Below are 636 nucleotides of genomic sequence, written 5' to 3' on the forward strand. Positions count from 1 at the left end.
ACGGCCAGGCGATACGGACCTTAAACAACGTGGCCCTGGGGGTTGACCAGGCTGTCACCATAGACAGCGCCAAGCTGGCCAGTGTACCCATTAACGGTACAGCAACCATTAGTATTGAGGCCACCGACAGCGCCGGCAATGCCAGTTACCGCAATGTCACCTTCCGCCGGGTGAATTCGGCGGCCGTGGTGGTCAGCGCCTCCCCTGCCGACCTGGGCGCCAGGATGAGCGCGCCGACAGTTACCTATCAGGTGAGTGATCCGGAGGGTGACAGTATCACCGTCACGGAATCGCTGAATGGAACCGTTCTGCGCACCATTTCGCCGGCAACGCCAAATACTGATCTGACGGTTACAATCCCGGCTGATAAATGGATCACCCTGGGTCTGGTGCAGCATACAATCACCATCCGGGCAACGGATTCAAATGGAGCATATAGCGAGAGAGTATTCACCTTCACCAGGGCTGATGACCGAGCCGAGGTGGAAATGCTGAACGCACTTGAAACAACCGCTCAGGCTGTCAAGATTGTGCCGAGTATTAACGCCATCATGCCGACTGGTTCAATTCTCACAGTAGAGGTTTGTAATAACGGCTTTGATGCAAACCCCACCTGGGAGGATGCCACAACGGCAA

General features: G+C 55.8%; 1 pseudogene. It reads left to right on the plus strand.

The features are described from left to right. Positions 1-636 (plus strand): annotated as a pseudogene (locus tag Pmgp_RS20010) (hypothetical protein); the annotation flags it as partial.

Source organism: Pelotomaculum propionicicum (assembly GCF_004369225.1).
Lineage (GTDB): Bacteria > Bacillota > Desulfotomaculia > Desulfotomaculales > Pelotomaculaceae > Pelotomaculum_B > Pelotomaculum_B propionicicum.